We start from the raw sequence: 21624 nt of genomic DNA on the forward strand, positions 1-21624 counted from the left end.
GTCGAAGGGTCCTCGGGGGCATTTCGACAAGCTCAATGACCGGAAGGAGCCGCGTACCCCGTGTCGACGAGCGACCGGGCGCCCACCACCGGGCGCTTGCCCGCGTCGACATCCGCGGTTACGATTGGTCCAACCAATCCACCGGAGGACGCCATGGCATCGACGCCACAGCCCGCACACACCATCACCTTCGTCGGCATCGGCGCGATCGGCCTGCCGATGGCCACCCAGCTCGCCGCGGCCGGCCACCGGGTCACGGGCGTCGACCCCTTCCCCGCCGCACGGGAACGCGCGGCCGCCGCAGGCATCAGCGCGGTCGAGTCGATCACCGAGGCACCGCAGGCCGACACCGTCGTGGTCATGGTCGCGACGCCCGACCAGCTCGCCGAACTCGTCACCCTCGCCCTCGCCGACACTGATCCCGCCGGCCAGACCTGGATCATCATGAGTACCGTCGGCCCCGCCTCCGTCGTCGAGCAGGCCGCCCGTCTCGAAGCCGCGGGCGCAGCGGTGGTCGACGCCCCGGTCACCGGCGGCGTGGCACGCGCCAGCACTGGCGAGCTCACCATGTTCGTTTCCGGATCCCCCGCCGCCACCGCGGCCGCAACGGAGCCGCTCGCCGCTCTCGGCACCGCCAGGATCGTCGGCGAAGCCATCGGCGACGGCCAGGCGATCAAGGTCGTCAACCAGCACCTCTGCGCGGTGCACATCGCCGCTGCCGCCGAAGCCCTCGCCCTCGCGTCCTCGCTCGGCCTCGATCCGGCGGCCGTCCTCCCCCTCGTCGAGTCCGGTGCGGCCGCATCCTGGATGCTGTCGGACCGAGGACCCCGCATGCTGCAGGACACCGATGCCCCGGTGATGAGCCGCGTCGACATCTTCGTCAAGGACACCGGCCTCGTCGCCGATGCGGCGAGCGCCGCCGGAGCCGCTACCCCCGTCCTCGATGCGGCGCGCGAACGCTTCCTCGCCGCTGCAGCGTCCGGCCTCGGCGCACGCGACGACTCGCGAGTGATCGAGACCTACCAGGATGCCGGCCACCCCCGCCAGGAGCCCCACGCATGAAGACCCTCATCCTCGACGACGGCACGTCGCACCGCCCAGGAGCCCCACGCATGACGCCCCAGCCCCTCGGAGCCGCACGTTCCACCACCCAGGAGCCCCACGCATGAAGACCCTCATCCTCGACGACGACCCCACCGGCACGCAGTCGGCCTCCGGCGTCGACGTCCTCCTGGAATGGGACGCCGACCTCATCGAGCAGGCCCTCGGCCGAGCCGACGCGGTCTACCTGCTCACGAACACGCGTGCCGTCTCCGAGGCCGACGCGGTCGCGCTCCTCGAACGCACTCGGACCGAGGCGGAGGAGGCGGGGCGCCGGCTCGGCGAACGGGTGCACGTCGTCCTCCGAGGCGACTCGACCCTGCGCGGGCACGTGTTCCCCGAGACCGCCGTCTTCACCGGGGAGCGCAGCGTCATCGTGTTCGTCCCGGCTTTCCCGGAGGGCGGGCGCACGACGATCGACGGCACCCACTACGTCCGGATCGGTGACGAGACGCTGCCAGCCCACGAGACGGAGTACGCCCAGGACCCCGTGTTCCCGTTCCGTTCGGGACACCTGCCGGACTACGTGCGCGAACAGTCCGGGCGGGAGGCCGCCCACTTCGGTCTGGCGGGTCTCCGCGACGGCGCCGCCGAGTTCCGAGCAGCTCTCCGCGATGCCGTTCCCGGAACGGTGCTCCTTCCGGACGCAGAGACCGGAGACGACGTCCGGATCATCGCGCAGGCCATCACGGCGGCCTGGGCCGACGGAGCCGACGTGGTCGTCCGATCTGCGTCACCCCTCGCTGCGGCCATCGCGGGCGTCGAGAGCGACGGCCTCCTCCCCTCGCCGCTCGTCGCGAAGCCGGTCGCCGCGCTCCTCGTCTGCGGCTCCCACACCATCGGTGCGACGCGACAGCTCGCGCCCGTCGAGGCGGCGTTCGGCCCCGCCGAGATCGTCCCCACGAGCGACGCCCTCCAGGATGCCGTCGCCACTGGGCGGGCCGTGGCGGAGGCCGGTCGAGCGAGACTCACCGCGACGGGGTTCGCCGCGATCTCGTCCGAGCGGGAACGGGACGCCACGCACAACACGCTCGACCACGGCGAGCGGGTGATGATCGCACTGACGTCGGCGACCGCTGCGCTCCGACGATCGGTTGAAGTCGTCGTGTCGAAGGGCGGCATCACCTCCGCCGAGGTCGCCCGGGTCGGACTCGGTGCCAGGCGCGCACGCGTCCTCGGGCAGGTGCTGCCAGGGGTCTCGGTGTGGAGCGTGGTGACACCCGAGGACGAGGAGAAGCTCTACGTGGTCGTCCCGGGGAACGTCGGCGACCCGTCGACGCTCGTGGACGTCCTTGCAGCGCTCGGCCGGACCGCCTAGCGCCCGAGGATCTCCGACGCGTTGTGGTCGATCCACGCCATCAAGGGCATCAGGTGCTCGTTGAGGTCGCGACCCCGGTCGCTCAGGCTGTACTCGACACGGGGCGGGATCTCGGGGTGCGCGACGCGGACGACGAGTCCGTCCTCCTCGAGCGTGCGGAGCGTCTGGGCCAGCATCTTCTCGCTGATGCCCTGGACCACGCGTCGCAGCTCACCCCAGCGATGAGTGCCGTCGGACAGCGCCAGGAGGACGAGGACGCCCCACTTGCTGGTCACGTGGTCGAGCACCGTGCGCGAGGGGCAGGCGGCAGGCAGGATGCCGTCGGTGAATCCGGGGCGTCTTCCCAGCTGCGTGTCTACGCTTGTCATGATTCATTCCTTACTTATCGGACAGTAGCTTACCTCAAAGTGGGTACTGCAGATCGGGAAGTAATGTGATCGGAAGCGGGTTCCTCCTCAGCGAACCCCATCGAAAGGACCCTCACATGTCTCTCGTCGTCACCGGAGCCACCGGCCAGCTCGGCCACCTCGTCGTCGAGCACCTGCTCGCCCGCGGCACCGACCCCGCCACCATCGTCGCCACCGGCCGCCGGACCGAGGCGCTCGCCGATCTCGCCGCACAGGGCGTCCGCACCGCGAAGGTCGACTTCGCCGACCCGGCCACCCTCGACGCCGCCCTCGAGGCCGGCGACACGGTCCTGCTCGTCTCCAGCAGCGAGGTCGGCCAGCGCGTCGCCCAGCACGCCGCGGTCATCGACGCCGCCAAGCGCGCCGGCGTCGCCCGCCTCGTCTACACGAGCGCGCTCCGGGCCGACACCTCCCCACTGATCCTCGCCCCCGAGCACAAGGCGACCGAGGAGCTCATCCACGCGTCCGGCCTCCCCTTCACCATCCTCCGCAACGGCTGGTACACCGAGAACTACGGCCAGTCCGTCGACCAGGCCAAGGCGACCGGATCGTTCGTCGGGAGCGTCGGCGACGGTCTCGTGTCGAGCGCGTCGCGCACCGACTACGCGGAGGCGGCCGCGGTCGTCCTCACGACCGACGGCCACGAGGGCAAGGCCTACGAGCTCGCCGGCGACGTCGCGTGGTCGCACCCCGAGCTGGCGCAGGCGATCGGCGAGGTCGTCGGCCGCGAGGTCGTCTACCAGGACCTCTCTCCCGAGGAGCACCTGAAGGCACTGCTGGCCGCCGGTCTCGATGAGGGCACCGCGGGATTCGTCGTCGCCCTCGACGGCAACACCCGTGACGGGCTCCTCGCCGACACGAGCGGCGACCTCGGTCGGCTGATCGGGCGTCCGACCACGCCCCTGATCGAAGGACTGCGCACGCTCGTCGCCTGAGCCGCGTCCACACCTCCTGCAATCAGCCGGGCCCGGAGCACATGCTCCGGGCCCGTTCGCGTGCACTGACGCCACGGCTGGAGGAATCCGTTGCAGAAACGCGATCCGACGCACGAATCCGTCACCTCGATCCGGGTTATGCTCTCGATACCGCTAGCGCGCCGAGGATGACGCGCCGGCCAGACGGCACCACCGACGCTTCGAGCAGGTGATATGACGAGCAACGCGGACACGGTCTTCACCGGAGGCACCGTCTTCCGGAACGCCCTGCTCACGCCGCAGACCGGTGCCGTCGCCGTCTCCGACGGCCGGATCGTCGCCCTCGACGCCGACGCGCGCGCGGCGATCGGTCCCGACACCGAGATCGTGGACCTCCGAGGCGGTCTCCTGCTCCCCGGCTTCGTCGACGCGCACGTCCACCCCGTCGAGGCCGGACTCGAACAGCTCGCGTGCGACCTGTCGGCCGAGCGCACCCCCGAGGAGTACCTCGCCACGATCGCCGCCTACGCCGAGGCCCACCCCGAGCGCCCGTGGGTCGTCGGCGGCGGCTGGCAACAAGCCGCCTTCCCCGGCGGCACCCCGCTCGCCGCTGACCTCGACCGGGTGGTGCCGGACCGCCCCGTCTTCCTCCAGAACCGCGACCACCACGGCGCCTGGGTGAACACCGCGGCACTCCGCCTCGCCGGCATCGACCACACCACACCGGACCCCGCCGACGGCCGGATCGAGCGGGACGCGGACGGCACCCCGAACGGCATGCTCCACGAGGGTGCCCGCTCGCTCGTGTCCCGGTTCGTCCCCGTCGACACCGACGAGGACGTCGCGGCAGCCCTCGTCGCAGCCCAGCAGACCCTCCACGGCTTCGGCGTCACCGGCTGGCAGGACGCGATCGTCGGCGACTACGGCAGCCACACCGACACGAGCGACGCCTACCTGCAGGCGATGGCGGACGGGTCGCTCACCAGCGACGTCGTGGGGGCGCTCTGGTGGGACCGGGATCGTGGACTCGAGCAGATCGACGACCTCATCGCACGCCGCGACGCGATCGCACGCCGCGCCGCAGCCCTCGGGGCGACGACCGGGCGCTTCACCGCGGGCACCGTCAAGATCATGCAGGACGGCATCCCCGAGAACCGGACCGCCGCGATGATCGACCCCTACCTCCGCACCTGCCACTGCGGCGACACCGCCCCCGAGCACGGCATCTCCTTCCTGGAGCCCGCGATCCTCGTCGAAGCGGTCACGAGGCTCGACGCCGCGGGGTTCCAGGTCCACTTCCATGCGATCGGCGACCGGGCGGTCCGCGAGTGCCTCGACGCCCTCGAGGCCGCGCGGGAGCGCAACGGCGAGAGCGACAACCGGCACCACATCGCGCACGTGCAGATCGTCCACCCCGACGACCTGCCGCGGTTCGCCCGACTCGGCGTCACGATGAACATGCAGGCGCTCTGGGCCACGTGGGAGCCCCAGATGGTCGAGCTGAACCTGCCCCTGCTCGGCGAGGAACGCGCCTCCTGGCAGTATCCGTTCGGCGATGCGGCACGACTCGGCACCCTGCTCTGCGCCGGATCGGACTGGCCCGTCACGACCCCCGACCCGTGGCAGGCCCTGCATGTGGCGGTCAACCGGACGCTCCCGGCCGACGATCCCGACCACCACCCCGAACCGCTCAACCCGGGACAGTCGCTGACGCTCGGGGCGGCGATCGCCGCGTACACGCACGGGTCCAACCGGATCGACCACCGCGACGACACCGGAGTGATCGAGGTCGGCGCCGTCGCAGACCTCGTCCTCGTCGATCGCGACCCGTTCGCCGGCCCCACCACCGAGATCGCGCACACCAGGACCGTCGGGACCTGGATCGCCGGACGCCGCGTCTTCACCTCCACCACCACATCAACCGAGCAAGGAACCTGACATGAAGAACCGATACCTGCTCCCGGCCGCACTCACGGCCGCCGCCGCGCTGCTGCTCACCGGCTGCGTCAACAACGAGGTCGCCACACCCGACGCCACCGGCTCAGCTGCCGCGGTGACCGTCGACAAGGCCGCCGAGGCCCTGCTCCCCGACGACATCCGTCAGGCCGGCAAGCTCATCCTCGGCACCGACGCGACCTACGCCCCCAACGAGTTCAAGGACGCGAACGGCGACCCGATCGGGTGGGAGATCGAGCTCGCCGACGCGATGGCCGGAAAGCTCGGCCTCACCACCGACTACCAGGTTGCGAAGTTCGACAACATCATCCCGAGCATCACCGGTGGCAAGTACGACGTCGGGCTGTCGTCCTTCTTCGACACCAAGGAGCGTCAGCAGCAGGTCGACATGGTCGACTACTTCACGGCCGGGATCCAGTGGGCGACCCTCGCGGGCAAGTCCGTCGACCCCGACAACGCCTGTGGGCTGAAGGTCGCCGTCCAGAACGGCACGACGGAGGCCCTCGACGACGTCCCCGCCAAGTCACAGGCCTGCACGGACGCCGGCAAGCCCGCGATCGAGGCCCTCGGCTACGACACGCAGGACGAGGCGACGGCAGCGGTCACGCTCGGCCGCGCCGACGCGATGACCGCCGACTCCCCGGTCGTGCAGTACGCCGTCCAGCAGAGCGACGGGAAGCTCGAACTCTCCGGTGACGTCTACTCCACGTTCCTCTACGGCATGCCGATCGCCAAGGACCGTGGCGACCTCGGCAAGGCCCTCCAGGCCGCCCTGCAGTCCCTCATGGACGACGGCACCTACGGCTCGATCCTGAGCAAGTGGGGCGTCGAGTCCGGCGCCATCGACAAGATCGACATCAACGGCGCGACGAGCTGACCGTGAGCGACTCCAGAACCACCGGAACGGCGTCCGCGCCCCCGGTGCCGTTGAAGGTCGTCAAGCTCCGCCATCCGTGGCGGAACGTGTTCGCCGTCATCATCGTGCTGTTGCTCGTCGCCTTCGTGGTCGACGCGGCGACGCGACCGGCGTACGACTGGCCGGCCGTCGGCAAGTACGTCTTCGACCGGCGGATCACCATGGCAGCGCTCATCACACTGCAGCTGACGGTGTACTCGATGATCGGCGCCATCGTCCTCGGCGTCGTGCTCGCGATCATGCGACTGTCGCCGAACCCAGTGCTCAAGGCCATCGCATGGGGCTTCGTCTGGCTGTTCCGCGGGACGCCGGTCTACGTGCAGCTGGTCTTCTGGGGCCTGCTCGCGACGATCTATCCGACGCTCAACATCGGCCTGCCCTTCCTCCCGCCGATCGCGCAGCTGCCGACGGACGCCGCGCTGAACACCTTCTGGATCGCCGTCATCGGGCTGGCGCTCAACGAGGCCGCCTACATGTCGGAGATCGTGCGCGCCGGTCTGCTGTCGGTGGACCGCGGGCAGGAGGAGGCGTCGACGGCGCTCGGGATGAGTTGGGCGCAGACGATGCGGCGGGTCATCCTGCCGCAGTCGATGCGGATCATCATCCCGCCGACGGGCAACGAGGTGATCTCGATGCTCAAGACCACCTCGCTCGTGACGGCCGTCCCGTTCACGCAGGAGCTCTACACGAGGTCGCGGGACATCTCGTCCGAGACGTTCAACCCGATCCCGCTGCTCATCGTCGCGTCGCTCTGGTACCTGCTGTTCACCTCGATTCTGATGGTGGGTCAGTACTTCCTGGAGAAGCGGTTCGCGCGCGGGCTCACCAGGATCGACGCGGGGGCACCGGTCACGACCGAGGCCATCCAGGTCCAGGAGGCCGAGGCGCGCGCCAAGCAGAGTCCTGCCGACGGCGAGAGCGGAGAACGACGATGACGATCACGGACACGACCGACATGGTGCGCGCCGAGGGCGTGGTGAAGTCCTTCGGCTCGAACACGGTCCTCAAGGACATCTCGCTCACGGTACGACGCGGCGAGGTGATGTGCCTGGTCGGGCCGTCGGGCTCCGGCAAGTCGACCTTCCTGCGCTGCATCAACCACCTGGAGCGGGTCGACGGCGGACGGTTGCTCGTCGAGGGGGACCTCATCGGATACCGCGAGCGGGGCGACAAGCTCTACGAGTTGAAGCCCAAGGAGGCGGCGAAGCAGCGGCGCGACATCGGCATGGTGTTCCAGCGGTTCAACCTGTTCCCCCACATGACGGCGCTCGAGAACATCATCGAGGCGCCCATGCAGGTGAAGGGCCAACGGCGAGCGGTCGCCGAGCAGCGCGGCCGGGAACTCCTGGACCGGGTCGGTCTGAGCGACAAGGCGGCTGCATACCCCGGTCACCTGTCGGGCGGTCAGCAGCAGCGGGTCGCGATCGCACGGGCCCTCGCGATGGATCCGAAGCTCATGCTGTTCGACGAGCCGACCTCGGCACTCGATCCGGAGCTGGTCGGCGAGGTCCTCGACGTCATGAAGGGGCTCGCGAAGGACGGCATGACGATGATCGTCGTGACGCACGAGATGGGGTTCGCCCGAGAGGTGGCCGACTCGCTCGTGTTCATGGACGGCGGCGTCGTCGTGGAGACGGGAGCGCCCCGCGAGGTACTCGCCAATCCGCAGCACGCCAGGACGCGCGCGTTCCTGTCGAAGGTGTTGTGAGCACGAACGCCGCCCGCTCTCCCAGACCTGGGCGAGCGGGCGGCGTTCCACCCGAGGACGGGCGGGCGAAGGGGCTCAGTGGAGCTTCTTCTGGACTTCCTTCTGGGCCTTCGCCGTGGCCTTCTTCGCGTTCTTCACGGCCTTCTTGCGCGCCTTCTCGACGCGAGGGTCGTTCCAGAACTCTTCTGCGGCGTGCTTGATCTCGCGGTACCGGGTGCGTCCGGCCTTCGCGCCGAGCGTGTAGGCACCGAAGGCGATGAGGCCGACGATGATGAGGAGGATCTTCTTACCCATGGTGTTGCTCCCTCTCCCACGGATCGCCGTGGGGCGTTGATGTGTCCCGATGGTTCTTCCCGCGACACTGGCATTCTGCGACGCGCGGCTGCGGATCAGCCGATTCGGACGGGGGCTTGCAATTGCGCCGGCACGTCCGGATCAGTGACGGTCACTGGAGGACGCGCTTCGGCTTGGCGGCGCGGAAGCCGCCACCGACCTCGACGAGGACGGGGAGCTCGACGCCGAGCAGGCGGTCGAGCGACTCCACCGCCGTGCTGACGGTCTCCACCGCCGTGCGGGGCGAGACGCCGCGCCGGCAGGTGACGGCGACCTTGAGCGCCTGCGCCCGGTTCACGTCCCAGGCGGAGACGCGGACGGATGAGAACGCTTCGGTGTCGTCGAGCGCATCGCCGAGCGCGTTGGCCGCGACGTCCGTCTCGAGCACGATGTCGCCGTGCTCGACGGTCGCGCGATGCACGACGCCGGAACGGCCACGACCCTGGCGTAGGACGAACGAGATGAGCAGGGCGGCGACGAGCACCAGCAGTACGATCCCGGCGATCGGGACGAGGACCGGGGCCGTCTGTCCGGCGTCCGCGCCGGGCACAACGGCGAACGGGTTCCAGGCGAACCAGCCGTCGATCGTGTCGAGCACCGCGGCACGGTTGTCGCGCCACCAGTCGGCGACGACGGGCACGGTGACGACGGCGAGCGCCGCCGCCCCGATCACGACGAACACGAGTCCGATGAGGAGGATGAGCAGACGGTTCAGTCCGCGGTTGGTGGAGTTCACTGTCCGACCTTCCCGTTCGACGAGATGGAGGTGGTCGCCCGGAGCGACGGCTGCAGGCCGAACGCGTCGAGGTCGGCGGCGACGGCGCGGTCGACCTCGGACCGGTCGACGGGCATGCCGCTGGCGGGGGTGATCCGGATCGCGGCGCTCCGCCGGCCGACGGCCACGGAGGTGCCGTCAGGATGGGTGGCAGCCGTCGTCGAAGCGCGCTGTGCGAGGGCCGACGCGATGACCTCGTCATCGACGACCGCGAGTACGCGCCCGGTCGACAACAGATGGCGGTGACGACGCCCCGGTCCGAGCGCGATCCCGATGAGGACCACCCCGAGCAGGAGCACGAGTGCGCCCGCGACGGCGAGGATGACGGGCTGCGTCGTCGGCAGGCTGGCCGCGGCTCCCGGGATCTCACCCGGGGCGACGAGGAGCGGGCGGACGCCGATGAGGGCGAGCACCGTCTCCACGGCGATCCAGAGCGCGACGAGCACGAGCAGAACCGCGAGGAGGATCGCGGCGGTCGAGCGCGGCGAGTGCAGTTCGCGGCGAGCCAGGCGCCGGAGCACCCGCGTCGGGCCGGTGACCGGGGTCGTGGCTGTGGGGGTCATGACACGCGTCCTTCCTGGTCGATCTCGAGTCCGCTCACGCGGATGGAGACGCGCGAGACGCTCGAACCGGACAACTGCTCGACGCGAGCGGCGATGGCACCGGTGGCGGCCGAGACCCGTTCGACGATGGAGCCCCCTGAACGCTGGAGCGCGTCGGGGGTGGCCGAGACGCGCGCCAGTGGGATCGCGCGCATCGGCGAGGTGACGATGAGCGCGAGTGCACCCCGGTCGTCGGCGAGCTCGACCTTCACGCGTCCCGCCGGGACCCCGAGCGATTCGGCCGCGATGTTCACGGCGACGTGCTCGAGGGCCTTCGCGGTGATCCGCGTCCGGCCCGGCCCGCCGTGCGGGTGCACGCCGGGAGCTTCGGCGACCGAGGGGACACCCCGGTCGAGGACGGCGGTGGTCATGACGAGACGCGCTTCCCGCGGACGGCGTCGACGATCGCGTTCAGGTCGGTCTGGCCGGTGACGATGCGGGCAACGAGGGCGCCGATCCCCATCGCGACCGCGACGAACACGAACGCCCAGAACCCGAAGGCCACCCAGCTGAGTGCGAGGACGGCACCGATCAGGATGCCGGTGTTGGTGGCGGTCACTGGACTCGCGCCTCGGCGTTCTGGTCCTCGTCGTCGGACGGGATGAAGACGTCGCTGACGGTCACGTTGACCTCGGTGACCTCCATGCCGACGAACTGCTCGATCGCGCGGATGATGGAGGCGCGGACCTCGCTCGCGACGGCCTGCAGGTCGACCGGGTAGTCGGCGACGATCACGACGTCGACGGCGACCTGGGTCTCGCCGACCTCGACGCGGATGCCCTGCGACAGGTCGGAGGAGCCGATGGCGTCGCGGATGGCACCGAAGGCACGGGCTGCGCCACCACCGAGGGCGTGCACGCCGCGGACCTCGCGGGCTGCGATGCCGGCGATCTTCGCGACCACGCCGTTGTCGATGACCGTCTTGCCGTGGGTGTTCGTCTGCGTGGCGGCGTTGTTCTCGCCGACGACACCCTTCGTGACGGTGGGCTTCGGGGAGTTGGTGGTGTTCGACATGGTGTTGCCCTTCCTGGTTCGTCTCGAGCGAGCGGTTGATCGCTTCGTTGGTGATAGGACGCAACCATCGCACCGATCGTCACGGTCGATCTCGAAGCTCGTGAAGAGACCGCGAATCAGGCACCGCACCGTGACGAATCGGCGTCGACCTCCGACGCCCATCCGAGGATCTGTTCGTCGCCGCGCGCCGCTAAGATTGGTGGGTCCGGCATCCCACCACTTCCTTTGGAGTCCTGCCCTCGTGACGACCACCACCCCCACCAGCTCCGCCGTCGCCGACACCGTCGAGAACGCCGTCGCGACACCGGACCGCGAGCAGCCTTACGGCGCCCTCGGCCTGAAGGCCGACGAGTACGCGAAGATCCGCGAGATCCTCGGCCGTCGTCCCACGAGCGGCGAGCTCGCCATGTACTCGGTCATGTGGAGCGAGCACTGCTCCTACAAGTCCAGCAAGATCTACCTGCGCCAGTTCGGCCAGAAGGTCACCGACGACATGAAGAAGAACCTCATGGTCGGCATGGGCGAGAACGCCGGCGTCATCGACGTCGGCGAGGGCTGGGCCGTGACCTTCAAGGTCGAGAGCCACAACCACCCCTCCTACATCGAGCCCTTCCAGGGTGCGGCCACGGGCGTCGGCGGCATCGTCCGCGACATCATCTCGATGGGTGCCCGACCGGTCGCCATCATGGACCAGCTCCGCTTCGGCGACATCGACCACCCCGACACCGCGCGCGTCGTGCACGGTGTCACCGCCGGCATCTCCTCCTACGGCAACTGCCTGGGCCTGCCGAACATCGGCGGCGAGACCTACTTCGACAAGGTGTACCAGGGCAACCCGCTCGTCAACGCCCTGTCGGTCGGCGTCCTGCGTCACGAGGACCTCCGCCTCGCCAACGCCTCGGGCGTCGGCAACAAGATCGTCCTCTTCGGTGCCCGCACCGGTGGCGACGGCATCGGCGGCGCCTCCATCCTCGCGTCCGACTCCTTCGACGCGAACGGCCCGACGAAGCGTCCGGCCGTCCAGGTCGGCGACCCGTTCGCCGAGAAGGTGCTCATCGAGTGCTGCCTGGAGCTCTACCGCGACAGCCTCGTCGAGGGCATCCAGGACCTCGGTGCCGCCGGCATCTCCTGCGCCACGAGCGAGCTCGCGGCCAACGGCGACGGCGGCATGTTCGTGGAGCTCTCGCACGTGCTGCTGCGCGACCCCTCGCTGACGCCCGAGGAGATCCTCATGTCGGAGTCGCAGGAGCGCATGATGGCGGTCGTCGAGCCGGGCAAGCTCGACGCCTTCCTCGCCGTCACCGACAAGTGGGACGTCGAGACCTCGGTGCTCGGTGAAGTCACCGACACCGGCCGTCTCGTCATCAACTGGCACGGCGAGGAGATCGTGAACGTCGACCCCTCGACCGTCGCGGTCGACGGCCCGGTCTACGAGCGCCCGGTCGCCTACCCCACCTGGATCGACGCCCTGCAGGCCGACTCCGCGTCGGCCCTCCCCCGCACCGACGCCCCCGCCGAGCTGGAGCAGCAGTTCCGCTCCCTCCTCGGCTCGGCGAACCTCGCCGACAAGAGCTGGATCACCAACCAGTACGACTACTACGTGATGGGCAACACGGCACTGTCCTTCCCCGACGACGGCGGCATGATCCGCGTCGACGAGGAGTCCGGCCTCGGCTTCGCCATCGCGACCGACGCGAACGGCCGCTACTGCCAGCTCGACCCGCGCCAGGGCGCGCAGCTCGCGCTCGCGGAGGCCTACCGCAACGTCGCCGTCACCGGTGCCGTCCCGGCCGCCGTCACCGACTGCCTGAACTTCGGCTCGCCGGAGAACCCCGAGGTCATGTGGCAGTTCTCCGAGGCCGTCGCCGGCCTGTCGGACGCCTGCCTCGAGCTCGGCGTGCCGGTCACCGGCGGCAACGTGTCGTTCTACAACCAGACGGGCGACGTCCCGATCTTCCCGACGCCCGTCGTCGGCGTCCTCGGCGTGATCGACGACGTCGCGCGCCGCATCCCGAGCGGATGGCAGGACGAGGGCGACAACCTCTACCTCCTCGGCACCACGTCACTCGAGCTCGACGGCTCCGCCTGGGCCGGGACGATCCACGACCACCTCGGTGGCCTGCCGCCCAAGGTCGACCTCGCCGGCGAGAAGACGCTGGCCGAGCTGCTGCACGCCGCTGCCAAGGAGGGCCTCGTGTCCTCCGCCCACGACCTCTCCGACGGTGGTCTCGCTCAGGCGCTCGCGGAGAGCGTCATGCGCTTCGGTGTCGGTGCCCGGGTCTTCCTCGGTGAGCTGCTCAGCCGCGACGGCGTCGACCTCACGACCGCGCTCTTCTCCGAGTCGACCGGTCGCGTCATCGTGTCCGTGCCGCGCGAGGACGACGTCAAGTTCCAGGGCCTGTGCGAGGGCCGCGGCTACCCGGTGCTGCGCATCGGCGTGACCGACGCCTCCGCCGTGGGCGACGCGACGGAGCCCGCCCTCGAGATCCAGGACGTCCTGACCATCCCGGTCTCCGAACTGCGCCGCGTCTCCAAAAGCGTCCTCCCGGAGCGGTTCGGTCCGGTCATCGGCTGAGCGACCCGCCTGCACACAGCCCCTGCGCCCGACGGTGTGGGGGCTGTGTCGTTGCTGGCCGGGATCGAGACGCCGGGTGGGCGGATACCCGAAACCCACCCACCCGACTCACCACCGGGCGCTCAAGCCAGGAACCCGAATGTCCTGACCGGCGTCTCCGGCAGTGGTGTCGCAAGCGACGACTTCAGCATATCAGCATTTGGAATGCTTCACGGAAGCGTCGCGGCCATCCCCCACAGTCGTTCCACGGCCAGTTCCGCAGCGATCGCGTCCCCCTCCGCGACCGCATCCCGGAGGATCGGGAAGTCCACCGCGAGTGACGGCCAATCGAGCCAGTCGGTGTCGGCGGTGACCTCGAGTTGCGGCGACAGCAGCGCGAGTGCGTCGCGAGCGGTCGTGACCAGGATGCGATTCGGGCAGAGGGCGACGAGATGGTCCATGAGCGGCCACGAGAGCTCGGCGTAGGCGACCGGGTCCTGCAAGCCGATCACTCGCGACACCTCGCCCAGCTCGGCGACGAGCGCCGCTCGGTCGGCATCCTCGAGGACGGGCACGGTCACCCGCGTCACGCCACCCAGCAGCGCCCCGAGCGTCTGGAAGAGATGGATCCGCCGATGGCGGGGCCTGCTGGCCGTCGAATCTGCCGACATGCGTCCCACCTTCCTGCCGCTCCGAGGTACGCCGTGCGCGCCAGGATAGCAAGGCTCGGCGCACCCGGCTGCACCTGTGCATCCGGCATGTTCACCAACACATGAGGCACAAAACTATCCAACACACCTTGGATATCGGTATTCTGAACTGGTCATATCCCAGCTCGACGATCGGAGTCCCATGCCTGTTCCCAAAACCGTCGAGACGAGCCCTCGGAAGCTCCTGCGCGACATCGTCTTCGAGCAGCTCCTGACCGCGATCGAAGACGGCACCCTCGAGCCCGGCGAGCGCCTCAACGACGAAGAGCTCGAGAAGTGGCTCGGCGTCTCGAGGACCCCGATCCGCGAAGCGATCAGCAAGCTCGCCGACATCGGACTGGTCGAGACCGCACCGCAGCGGTACACCCGCGTCGCGAAGCCCACCGCCGAGCAGTACGCCGAAGCACTGCGCCTCCTGAACGGCTTCCACGAGCTCAGCGCGCGGTGGAGCATCCCGCAGTTCACCGACGAGGACGTCGCGGCGTTCCGCGAACTCGGCGACGCCGTGCTCGCGGACATCGAAGCGCGTGACAAGCACGTCCTCCGGTCGTCCTCCGCCTTCGCCGACTTCATGGTCGAGCGTTCGGGCAACTCGCTGCTGCAGCAGGTCGCCCGTCAGATGAACACCCGGGTGACCTACACCTCGCTGCCGACGATCGACTTCTTCCAGTGGGACATCTTCGCCGCGTACGTCACCGGGCTGGTCGCGGCCGCCGAGGCACGTAGCGCCGAGGAGGCCGAGCGCGTCATGCGCAAGCAGGCCGAGGCCACCGACGCCTTCCTCGAGCAGGTCATCGCCGCCGGTGGAGGACTGCCCGCCGCGAGCTAGCCGGCGAACAGGGCCATCGAGCCGCAGATCGTCACAGAGCCGCCTCCCGATCGGGAGGCGGCTCTGCACGTTGTACGGTGGACCGTCGGTCGCGTGACCGCGCATCATCTGGCCACGGACCCGATCGGAGCACTGCAGTGGGGATCCTCCTCTGGCTCTTCGACGCGACGTTCAGGGTCGGCGACCAGGTGGTCCTCTGGCGGGAAGTCGTCGGCAACCTGTTCGGCCTGGCGAGCGCCCTCGGCGGCATGCGTCGCCGCGCCTGGGCCTGGCCCGTCGGCATCATCGGCAACGCGCTCCTGCTGACCGTCTTCCTCGGCGCGGTGTTCCACACGCCGAACCCGACCAACCTGCTGGGACAGGCGGGCCGCCAGCTCATGTTCATCGTCGTGTCGATCTACGGCTGGGTGCAGTGGCGACGGGCTGAGCACGTCGAGGCGACGACCGGTCCGGTCGCCGTGATCCGGCCCCGCTGGGCCGGCTGGCGGGTGCGGCTCGTCCTCGTCGGCCTCCTGCTCGGCGGCACGCTGCTCCTGATCCCCGTGTTCCGGGCACTCGGCTCCTACGAGCCGGTCTGGGCCGACGCGTGGATCTTCATGGGCTCCCTGCTCGCGACCTGGGGGATGGCGAAACGCTGGGTGGAGTTCTGGCTCGTCTGGGTCGCGGTCGACCTCGTCGGCGTGCCGCTCCTGTTCGGCGCCGGGTACTGGGTCTCGGCCTCGATGTACCTGTTCTACGGGGCGTTCACCCTGGCCGGCTTCTTCGTGTGGGCTCGCGGCGAGCGCGTCGCCACGGCGCGCTGAGCTGACGCCTCGGTGCCGGCGTCCGGTCCGCTCGGCGGGAACATGACCGTCACCACCAGCCCACCCTCCGACCGCGCGGCGAGCTCGAGCGCAGCCCCGTGCACCTCGGCGATGCTCTCCACGATGGCGAGTCCGAGCCCGCGTGACCGCTCCGGACCCCGCGCGACCCGGCCGCCGGCGCGGTAGAACGGTTCGGTGAGCCTCGAGACCACGTCCGCCGGGATCGACTCCCCGGAGTTCTCGACCCGGAGGACCACCGCGCCGCCCGCCGGACCGCCCGACCGGCGCACCGAGACCCGCACGAAACCACCGTCGACGTTGTGCCGGACGGCGTTCTGCAGGAGGTTCCCGCACAGCTGGTGCAGCATGGCCTCGTCGCCCCAGACCGCGAGGTCCTGCACCTCGGCCGTGCAGTCGATCCCGCGCGCTCGAGCCGCGGAGGCTGCGGCGACGCAGGCCTCGGAAGCCACCTCTCCGAGTGCCACGTTCTCACCCCGCAGCTCCGAGTGCTCGAGGTCGGCGAGGTCGAGCACGGCCTCGACGGTCTGGATGCTGCGCGTGTTCGTCTCACGGAGCCGGGCGATGAGTCCCCGGACGGTGTCGTCGTCGAGGTCGTCGCTGGTCGCGGCGACGTCGAGCATCGCCTGGGTCGTCGCGAGCGGGGTGCGCAGCTCGTGCGAGGCGTTCGCCGCGAACCGTTGGTGGGCGCGGAAGGACCGGTCGAGCCGCTCGAGCATGTGGTCGAAGGTGTCGGAGAGGTCGGTGATCTCGTCCCGCGGGCCGGCGAGGGCGACCCGATGGTCGAAGGATCCCGTCGCCGCCCGCTGCGCGGCCACGTTGATCGCGTGCAGCGGGCGCAGCAGCCGGCCCGACAGGATCCAGCCACCCCACGCGCTCGCCGCCGCGAGGACGACGAGCACGATGAGCGACCAGACGAGGAGCGTGTTCAGGATGTCGCTCTGGTCCGAGACGACGAGGGCCGCAGTACCGTTCGCCGAGGTCAGCCCCTCGGCCGGCTGGTAGGTAGCCGCCCCGGCGACCTCGGTCGGCGCGGTCGCCCGCCAACGGGTCGCGCCGTCCATGGCCTCGTCGGCCCGTACCGCGGTGATCGCGTACGTCGGGACGTACCGCATGAAGGCGTAGATGAGCGCGAGCATGATCGAGCCGGCGACGGTGAACAGCAGCGCGTACGTCAGCGTCAAACGCAGACGCACCGTCAAGCGGTTCGGGCGGCTGAGCAACCCCGCGGCGTCGGAACGCGGCATCAGTCGCCCTCGATCCGATAGCCCGCCCCCGGGACGGTCGTGATCACCCACGGCGAGCCGAGGCGTCGGCGGAGGTTCGAGATGGTCACGCGGATGGTGTTCGTGAACGGGTCGACGTTCTCGTCCCAGGCCTTCTCGAGGAGGGTCTCGGCGCTCACGACCCCGCCGTCGGCGAGCAGCAGCTGCTCGAGGACCGCGAACTCCTTCCGTGACAGCTTCACGTACACGCCGTCGCGGAAGACCTCCCGCCGGAACGGGTCGACTCGCACTCCGGCACGCTCGAGGACCGGAGGGCGCGACTCCGCCGTGCGCCGGGCGAGCGCGCGGAGCCTGGCCACGAGCTCCGGGAACTCGAACGGCTTCACCAGGTAGTCGTCGGCGCCGAGGCCGAGGCCGGACACGGTGTCGTCGAGTCGACGTGCCGCCGTCAGCATCATGACGCGGACACCGGGATGCTCGGCGACCACCGTTCGGCACACCTCGTCGCCGTGGGTGCCCGGCAGGTCGCGGTCGAGGAGCAGGACGTCGTAGTCGTTGATCGTGAGCGCCTCGAGGGCTGCGTCGCCGTCGTGCACGACGTCCGCGGCGATCGCCGCCTGCCGCAGACCGGCTCGGACCGCCTCGGCGAGGTAGACCTCGTCCTCGGCAACCAGGACGCGCATGATGTTCCTCTCGATGGGGTGTGGGGACTCCGGGATCGTACGGACGCTGATCGAGCAACCCCCGAGTGTCGGTTATCTATCGTGCCGTTCGAGACGTTCAGAGAACGTCAACGTTTTCCTTGACGCCCGGACAACGCGCCGCCGAGTGGACTGGTCGTCACCAGTCAGCCCCACCCACTGAGGAGAGCAGATGTCCGACATCACCATCACCCGTTCCGTCCGCCGTCCGGCCGGCAGACTCGCCGCATTCATCGCGATCCCGTTCCTCATCGGATCGTTGGCGGCCTGCAGCTCGGGCTCGCCCGACTCGAGCAGCCAGACCCCGAAGGCGGTGCAATCGTTCGACGACTGGCAGGTCGCCTTCGCCTCCTGCATGCGCGATGAGGGGGTCGACATGCCCGACCCCGAGCAGAACGGCTCTGGCGGTGCGTCCGTGACCCTCGGCGACGGAGACCAGGATGCCTTCCAGGACGCCTCCGCGACCTGCATCGACCGTCTCGGGACGCCTCCGGTACCCACCGGAGGAAACCCCGCGGTCGCCGACGCCTTCGAGCAGCAGCTCGAGATGGCCGAGTGCTTCCGCGAACAGGGATACGAGATGGCCGACCCGGTGGAAGGGCAGGCCATGCAGATCCCCTCCGACGTCACGGAAGAGGTGATGGAAGCCTGCGGTCTCTCGTCCGACTCGAGCGCGCCGCTCGGCTCCACCGACCGATGAGCAACCGACGACGAGGGGTCATCGTGGCCGTCTGCGTCGGCGCCGTCCTGCTTGCAGGCGGCGCCGCCGCGGCGGTCACGCTGGCACCGACGCAGGGGACGAACCAGGAAGAGCCGGTCAGCAGCATCCGCACCGGCACCGCACCGATCACCGCCGGCGACCTCGCGGGCACGACGCAGGCGAGCGGCACCCTCGACTACGCGGACCAGCGCACCATCGGCGGTGGAGCCGGGATCGTCACGGCGGTGCCCGCTTCCGGCAGCACGGTCTCGCTCGGTGGCACCCTCTATGCCGTCGACAACGTTCCGGTGACGCTCCTCCACGGACCGCTCCCCGCTTGGCGGGCGTTCGAGTCGGGCATGGGCGACGGGCCGGACGTCCAGCAGCTGGAACAGAGCCTCGCGGCGCTCGGGTACTTCGACCGCGAACCGGACGGCGAGTTCGCCGCGTCGACCGAACGCGCCATCGAGCGGTGGCAGAAAGCCCTCGGCGTCGAGGAGACCGGACGACTTGAGCTCGGATCGGTCGTCTTCATGCCGGGCGACGTGCGGATCGCATCGGTCGACGCCGCGGTCGGCACCACCGTCTCGGACAAGATCGTCACCGTCTCGTCCCTCGTGAAGCGCATCGACGTCCCGCTGAAGCTCGCCGATCAGCGGCTCGGCGTCGTCGGGACGAAGGTCGACGTCAACCTCCCCGGCGGACAGCGGACGACCGGCACGGTCACCGATGTCGGCGTCCCCACCGAGTCGGATGCGGACGGACAGAAGAAGGTCACGATCCCGGTCGGCATCACGCTCGACGATCCGGCGGCCGCAGCCGATCTGCAGCGCGCGACCGTGACGGTCGGCTTCCCGACGGAACGACGTGAGAACGTCCTCTCCGTCCCGGTGGAAGCGCTCATCGCGATCGATGACACGACGTTCGGCGTCGAGGTCGTCGAGGGGAACGGGAAGCGCCGTCAGGTCCCGGTCACGACCGGTCTGTTCGCCGATGGTCGGGTCGAGGTCTCAGGCGACGGCATCCGCGAAGGTCTCGACGTCGTGGTGCCGGTGTCATGACCGAGACCATGACGGCATCGTCCGCCACAGCCGATCGGCCGGCCTGCCCACCGATCATCCACCTCGAGGGCGTCACCCGCGAGTACGGTGAGCCGCCCACGCTCGCGCTCGCGGGTGTCGACCTGACGGTCGAGGAGGGTGAGTTCGTCGCCATCGTCGGACCGAGCGGCTCCGGGAAGTCGACGATGCTCAACCTCATCGGGACCCTCGACCGACCGACCGGTGGGACCGCCCGCATCGCGGGTTCGGACGTCGGACGCCTCTCCGACGCGAAGCTCTCGGCCCTCCGCGCGTACCGCATCGGCTTCGTCTTCCAGCAGTTCCACCTCGCCGACGGCTCGACCACGGTCGACAACGTCGCCGACGGCCTCATCTACGCCGGGGTCCCCCGGGCCGAGCGCCGTCGTCGCGCGGTCGTCGCCCTCGAACGCGTCGGCCTCGGCCACCGTCTCGGCCACCGCCCGACCCAGCTCTCCGGCGGTGAGCGCCAGCGGGTCGCGATCGCACGCGCGGTGGTCGGTGACCCGCCGTTGCTCCTCGCCGACGAACCCACCGGCAACCTGGACTCCGTGTCCGGAGCGAGCATCGTCGAGCTGCTGCACGAACTCCACGAGGCCGGCACGACCATCGTCGTGATCACGCACGACGCCGAACTCGCTGCGCGACTCCCCCGCCAGGTGGCGATCCGCGACGGCCGGATCGTGAGCGATTCGGGGCTGGCCGCATGAACGAGGAGCACATGAACCCCGACCACGACCGACGGTCGCGGCTCCTCGGTCGCGACGTCCTCCGGCTCGGGACGACGGGTCTGCGGGCGCGGCCGACGCGCGCGGTCCTGTCCGCCCTCGGGATCGCGATCGGCATCGCGGCGATGATCGCGGTCGTCGGCATCTCCTCATCCAGTCAGGCCAAACTGCAGGCGCAGCTCTCCGCTCTCGGGACGAACCTGCTGACCGTCCAACCGGGCCAGAACCTCTTCGGTGAGGCAGCGACCCTGCCCACGAACACCGTCGGCAAGGTGGGACTGGTCGACGGTGTGGAACGGGCCGGCTCCGCCGCAGTGCTGAACGGCGTCCTCGTCTACCGCAGCAGCCTCATCGACCGGGCGTCGAGTGGGGGCCTCGGCGCAGCGGCGGTGACGGAGAGCCTGTTGGACGTCGTGGGCGGTACCCTCGCCACCGGTGAGTGGCTGAACCGGGCGACGGCGAGCTACCCCACGGTCGTCCTGGGGTCGAAAGCCGCGGAACGGCTGGGTATCGCTACGGTCGGCTCGATGATCCAGCTCGGCGACCAGTACTTCACGGTGGTGGGCATCCTGGATCCGCTCGACCTCGCCCCGGAACTCGACACCACGGTGATGATCGGTGAGACCGTCGCCGCCGAACGCTTCGGGTACGACGGCAAACCGACCACGGTCTACGAACGGTCCTCCGACGAACGCGTCGAGGCCGTCCGCGAGCTCCTCCCCCGCACCGTGAACCCTGCTGCACCCGAGGAGGTCGAGGTCTCCAGACCGTCGGACGCCCTCGCCGCCAAGCAGGCTGCCGACCAAGCCTTCACCGGTCTCCTCCTCGGACTCGGTTCCGTCGCCCTGCTCGTCGGCGGCATCGGGGTGGCGAACACGATGGTCATCTCGGTCCTGGAACGCCGACGCGAGATCGGCCTCCGTCGCGCCCTCGGGGCCACGCGGGGCCACATCCGGTCCCAGTTCCTCACCGAGGCACTCCTCCTCTCCGCGCTCGGCGGTGTCGCGGGCGCCGCGATCGGTACCGGCGTCACGAGCGTCGTCGCCGCGGTGAACGACTGGCCGACGGCGGTACCCCCGGAGGTGCTGCTCGCGGGCGTCGGCGCGACCCTGGTGATCGGGGCGATCGCCGGCCTCTACCCGGCGATCCGAGCCGCCAGGACACCACCGACCTCGGCCCTCAGCGGCTGAGTCGGAGCCGCCGCCGGACTGCTCCGACGCGGGCCCGCTCCA

General features: G+C 70.0%; 24 protein-coding genes. 14 read left to right on the plus strand and 10 right to left on the minus strand.

The window, feature by feature from the left end; all coding sequences use genetic code 11:
• The first annotated feature begins 153 nt into the window (after positions 1 to 153).
• Positions 154 to 1062, plus strand: a complete 909-nt coding sequence (locus ACZZZB_RS06180) for an NAD(P)-dependent oxidoreductase (protein WP_229940425.1) — start codon at positions 154 to 156, stop codon at positions 1060 to 1062.
• A gap of 103 nt (positions 1063 to 1165) precedes the next feature.
• A complete protein-coding gene (locus ACZZZB_RS06185) occupies positions 1166 to 2419 on the plus strand; it encodes a four-carbon acid sugar kinase family protein (RefSeq protein ID WP_463529203.1) in 1254 nt (417 codons plus the stop codon).
• On the opposite strand, the gene ACZZZB_RS06190 is transcribed toward ACZZZB_RS06185, so the two are convergent.
• Positions 2416 to 2787: a winged helix-turn-helix transcriptional regulator gene (locus ACZZZB_RS06190; RefSeq protein WP_064294176.1), complete on the minus strand. Its 372-nt coding sequence runs from the start codon at positions 2785 to 2787 to the stop codon at positions 2416 to 2418. The genes ACZZZB_RS06185 and ACZZZB_RS06190 overlap by 4 nt on opposite strands.
• Positions 2788 to 2903: 116 nt before the next feature.
• On the opposite strand from ACZZZB_RS06190, the gene ACZZZB_RS06195 reads away from it, so the two are divergent.
• From ACZZZB_RS06195 to ACZZZB_RS06215, 5 genes are all read left to right on the plus strand, one after another.
• Entirely contained in the window at positions 2904 to 3761 is an 858-nt protein-coding gene (locus tag ACZZZB_RS06195; RefSeq protein WP_463529204.1) for an SDR family oxidoreductase, read from the plus strand.
• Between the two features lie 213 nt (positions 3762 to 3974).
• On the plus strand, positions 3975 to 5678 hold the full coding sequence (locus ACZZZB_RS06200; protein ID WP_463529205.1) for an amidohydrolase: 1704 nt from the start codon (positions 3975 to 3977) through the stop codon (positions 5676 to 5678).
• A 1-nt stretch (position 5679) separates the two neighbouring features.
• Positions 5680 to 6573, plus strand: coding sequence for an ABC transporter substrate-binding protein (locus tag ACZZZB_RS06205; protein WP_192018789.1), 894 nt, complete (start codon positions 5680 to 5682; stop codon positions 6571 to 6573).
• Positions 6574 to 6575: 2 nt separating this feature from the next.
• Positions 6576 to 7547, plus strand: a complete 972-nt coding sequence (locus ACZZZB_RS06210) for an amino acid ABC transporter permease (RefSeq protein ID WP_079705041.1) — start codon at positions 6576 to 6578, stop codon at positions 7545 to 7547.
• Positions 7544 to 8320 (plus strand): amino acid ABC transporter ATP-binding protein, encoded by a 777-nt coding sequence (locus tag ACZZZB_RS06215; protein ID WP_274598595.1) that lies wholly within the window; start codon positions 7544 to 7546, stop codon positions 8318 to 8320. Before ACZZZB_RS06210 ends, ACZZZB_RS06215 begins: the two co-directional genes overlap by 4 nt.
• A 75-nt stretch (positions 8321 to 8395) precedes the next feature.
• Here ACZZZB_RS06215 and ACZZZB_RS06220 read toward each other — a convergent pair whose 3' ends face one another.
• The 6 genes from ACZZZB_RS06220 to ACZZZB_RS06245 form a co-directional block, all read right to left on the minus strand.
• Positions 8396 to 8614, minus strand: coding sequence for a hypothetical protein (locus ACZZZB_RS06220; RefSeq protein WP_064294172.1), 219 nt, complete (start codon positions 8612 to 8614; stop codon positions 8396 to 8398).
• Positions 8615 to 8765: 151 nt separating this feature from the next.
• Positions 8766 to 9389, minus strand: coding sequence for a hypothetical protein (locus ACZZZB_RS06225; protein ID WP_463529206.1), 624 nt, complete (start codon positions 9387 to 9389; stop codon positions 8766 to 8768).
• Positions 9386 to 9991, minus strand: coding sequence for an Asp23/Gls24 family envelope stress response protein (locus ACZZZB_RS06230; protein WP_137242342.1), 606 nt, complete (start codon positions 9989 to 9991; stop codon positions 9386 to 9388). The genes ACZZZB_RS06225 and ACZZZB_RS06230 overlap by 4 nt, the downstream gene beginning before the upstream one ends.
• The gene (locus tag ACZZZB_RS06235) at positions 9988 to 10401 is read right to left on the minus strand and encodes a hypothetical protein (RefSeq protein ID WP_079705038.1); all 414 of its coding nucleotides are present in this window, start codon (positions 10399 to 10401) and stop codon (positions 9988 to 9990) included. Before ACZZZB_RS06235 ends, ACZZZB_RS06230 begins: the two co-directional genes overlap by 4 nt.
• Positions 10398 to 10589: a DUF2273 domain-containing protein gene (locus ACZZZB_RS06240; protein WP_056008790.1), complete on the minus strand. Its 192-nt coding sequence runs from the start codon at positions 10587 to 10589 to the stop codon at positions 10398 to 10400. The genes ACZZZB_RS06235 and ACZZZB_RS06240 overlap by 4 nt, the downstream gene beginning before the upstream one ends.
• Positions 10586 to 11044 (minus strand): Asp23/Gls24 family envelope stress response protein, encoded by a 459-nt coding sequence (locus ACZZZB_RS06245; protein WP_079001390.1) that lies wholly within the window; start codon positions 11042 to 11044, stop codon positions 10586 to 10588. Before ACZZZB_RS06245 ends, ACZZZB_RS06240 begins: the two co-directional genes overlap by 4 nt.
• A 241-nt stretch (positions 11045 to 11285) precedes the next feature.
• Here ACZZZB_RS06245 and purL point away from each other — a divergent pair, with 241 nt between their 5' ends.
• Positions 11286 to 13619: a phosphoribosylformylglycinamidine synthase subunit PurL gene (gene purL / locus ACZZZB_RS06250; protein WP_079705037.1), complete on the plus strand. Its 2334-nt coding sequence runs from the start codon at positions 11286 to 11288 to the stop codon at positions 13617 to 13619.
• Between the two features lie 209 nt (positions 13620 to 13828).
• Here the strand turns inward: purL and ACZZZB_RS06255 are convergent, their stop codons facing one another.
• Positions 13829 to 14269 carry a GntR family transcriptional regulator gene (locus ACZZZB_RS06255; RefSeq protein WP_463529207.1) on the minus strand — a complete coding sequence of 147 codons (441 nt, stop codon included), beginning with the start codon at positions 14267 to 14269 and terminating at the stop codon, positions 13829 to 13831.
• 181 nt (positions 14270 to 14450) lie between these two features.
• On the opposite strand from ACZZZB_RS06255, the gene ACZZZB_RS06260 reads away from it, so the two are divergent.
• A complete protein-coding gene (locus tag ACZZZB_RS06260; RefSeq protein ID WP_124768636.1) occupies positions 14451 to 15137 on the plus strand; it encodes a GntR family transcriptional regulator in 687 nt (228 codons plus the stop codon).
• 137 nt (positions 15138 to 15274) lie between these two features.
• Complete coding sequence (pnuC, locus tag ACZZZB_RS06265; RefSeq protein ID WP_463529208.1) at positions 15275 to 15940, plus strand: nicotinamide riboside transporter PnuC; 666 nt, start codon at positions 15275 to 15277, stop codon at positions 15938 to 15940.
• Here pnuC and ACZZZB_RS06270 read toward each other — a convergent pair.
• Positions 15871 to 17205, minus strand: a complete 1335-nt coding sequence (locus tag ACZZZB_RS06270; protein ID WP_463529209.1) for a sensor histidine kinase — start codon at positions 17203 to 17205, stop codon at positions 15871 to 15873. The genes pnuC and ACZZZB_RS06270 overlap by 70 nt on opposite strands.
• On the minus strand, positions 17205 to 17867 hold the full coding sequence (locus ACZZZB_RS06275) for a response regulator transcription factor (RefSeq protein WP_079705033.1): 663 nt from the start codon (positions 17865 to 17867) through the stop codon (positions 17205 to 17207). Before ACZZZB_RS06275 ends, ACZZZB_RS06270 begins: the two co-directional genes overlap by 1 nt.
• 190 nt (positions 17868 to 18057) lie before the next feature.
• On the opposite strand from ACZZZB_RS06275, the gene ACZZZB_RS06280 reads away from it, so the two are divergent.
• From ACZZZB_RS06280 to ACZZZB_RS06295, 4 genes are read left to right on the plus strand one after another with little or no spacing between them, the layout of a single operon-like run.
• Positions 18058 to 18585 (plus strand): hypothetical protein, encoded by a 528-nt coding sequence (locus tag ACZZZB_RS06280; protein ID WP_124768634.1) that lies wholly within the window; start codon positions 18058 to 18060, stop codon positions 18583 to 18585.
• Positions 18582 to 19646, plus strand: a complete 1065-nt coding sequence (locus ACZZZB_RS06285) for a peptidoglycan-binding protein (RefSeq protein WP_463529210.1) — start codon at positions 18582 to 18584, stop codon at positions 19644 to 19646. Before ACZZZB_RS06280 ends, ACZZZB_RS06285 begins: the two co-directional genes overlap by 4 nt.
• The gene (locus tag ACZZZB_RS06290; RefSeq protein WP_463529211.1) at positions 19643 to 20374 is read left to right on the plus strand and encodes an ABC transporter ATP-binding protein; all 732 of its coding nucleotides are present in this window, start codon (positions 19643 to 19645) and stop codon (positions 20372 to 20374) included. Before ACZZZB_RS06285 ends, ACZZZB_RS06290 begins: the two co-directional genes overlap by 4 nt.
• Positions 20371 to 21582: an ABC transporter permease gene (locus ACZZZB_RS06295; RefSeq protein ID WP_463529212.1), complete on the plus strand. Its 1212-nt coding sequence runs from the start codon at positions 20371 to 20373 to the stop codon at positions 21580 to 21582. Before ACZZZB_RS06290 ends, ACZZZB_RS06295 begins: the two co-directional genes overlap by 4 nt.
• The last annotated feature ends 42 nt before the right edge of the window (positions 21583 to 21624 follow it).

Source organism: Plantibacter sp. AC185 (assembly GCF_979258065.1).